The organism is Thermoflexus sp. (assembly GCF_025055495.1).
Taxonomy (GTDB): Bacteria; Chloroflexota; Anaerolineae; order Thermoflexales; family Thermoflexaceae; genus Thermoflexus.
This window is the reverse complement of sequence record NZ_JANWXB010000125.1, coordinates 1-1,745: the sequence shown is the minus strand read 5'-3', so window position 1 is coordinate 1,745 and position 1,745 is coordinate 1. Positions and strand designations below refer to the sequence as shown.

Below are 1,745 nucleotides of genomic sequence, written 5' to 3'. Positions count from 1 at the left end.
GGGTCGCGTTGGTCCTGGCCCCGCGGGGTCTGGCCCTGTTCGACGAGAAGCATGTCCTCTGGCAGGTCAGCTCCTATGGCTGGCTGGAGGTGGCCCGCAACCTGATGCGGGACAGCCACCCGCCCCTGTATTACTGGCTGGTCAAGGGCTGGTGGGAGATCGGCGGTTTTCAGGCTCCCTGGGCGTATCGTGTGTTCTCGGTCCTGCTCGGGCTGCCCGCCCTTCCCCTCGCCTTCCAGGTGGGTCGTCAATGGGGCGGTCCCCGGCTGGGCCTGGCGCTCGTGGCCGCTTTGATGCTCAACCCATACTATCTGGTTCTGTTGGTCATGATCAGGATGTATGGGCTGGTGATCGCCCTGGGCGCGCTGCTGACGTTCCTATGGCTTCGCCTGCTGGGGCGTCCCACGACCGCCCGATGGGGTGCGTGGGTCCTCGCTCAAGGAGCCCTGATGTTCACCCACTACTACGGGCTCCTTCTGATCGGCACCCAGTGGCTGGTGGTCGCGATCCGCCGGCCCCGGGGATGGATCGTGGGTGCCCTGGCCTCCCTCCCGTGGATGGCCGCCTTCGGCGGGTGGATCGCCCAGGCGTATGGGGGAAGCCTGGAGCACACGGCGCGAAATCTCGCGGCGATCCCGGTGCGCCCGATGCCATGGGAGGTGCTATGGCATTTGTGGGCCAACCTGCTGGTCGGCCCCTTTGTAGACCGGCGGCTGGCGGAGGCCATGGCGCTGATCGCAGGGGCGCTCTTCGGGGTTTCTTTTCTGACTTTGCGAAGGTCTCAACGATCACGCGAGTGGAACATTCTGGCCGTAGCCGCATGGTTGCCGTCGGGGATCGGCGCTTTGCTGGCCCTGCGCTGGCCGTTCTTCGCCGCCCGCTATTTCGCGATGTCCGCGGTTCCGTTACTAGCTCTCATCGTTTTACTAATGCTCAGGTCCCCATGGAAAGGGATACTCCCCCTCTGGGTTCTGCCCGGCCTTATTGGGATTGCGGGCTTTCCGCTGTTCAACGCACCCGTTTTGGGCCTGGAAATTGAACCAGCGATTGCGCCTCTGAGCATTTCAGAGCCTGTGCTGATCCAGGCCCGCTGGCACCTCCTGTGGACGGAGCGTAGTGGTTTCTCAAGCTATGAATGGCCCGACCCAGCCCAGCGCGCCCAGGTGATCGATCGCTCGCCTTCCTTCTGGTTCATCGGGGTCACCCCTTATCGGGTCGACTGGGAGGGCTGGTTGCGGGATCTCCAAGCCACCCACCTCATCGACTTCCAGGCGGAATTCCCCCACGCCATCCCCGAGTATCGGGCCAGCGTGTTCCATCTGGTCCGCAAGGTTCCGGCCGCCCGATGGACCCAGCCGGATGCCCGGTGGGCCAACGGCATCCGGCTGCGCGAGGTGGGCTGGGCGCAGGAGGCGGTGGAGCCGGGCCGTTCCGTGCAATGGCACCTGAAGTTCTCAGCGGATCAACCGCTGGATCGCCGCTGGACCCTCTTCATCCATCTGGTGGATGAGGCCGGACGGCTCTGGGCCAACTGGGACGCGGAGCCGGATCCCCCCACGGATCGCTGGGCTCCCGGCCAGGTCTACGATGTCGGGCGCAGCCTGCTGATCCCCCGCTTTGTGCCCGCCGGACGTTATCAGGTGAACCTCGGCTGGTATGAGACCGGAACGCCGGGCTTTCCGCGCCTCCCGCTGACGGTCGGGGGGGACGTGCTGACCCTGGGGTGGATCGAAGTGCGGCCGATT

1 protein-coding gene is annotated in these 1,745 nt (G+C 65.4%); it reads left to right on the top strand.

Annotation, left to right across the window (positions count from 1 at the left end):
* Window positions 1-1,745, top strand: a 1,745-nt coding sequence (locus tag NZM16_RS04175; RefSeq protein WP_295478791.1) for a glycosyltransferase family 39 protein, incomplete at both ends; no start/stop codon positions are given.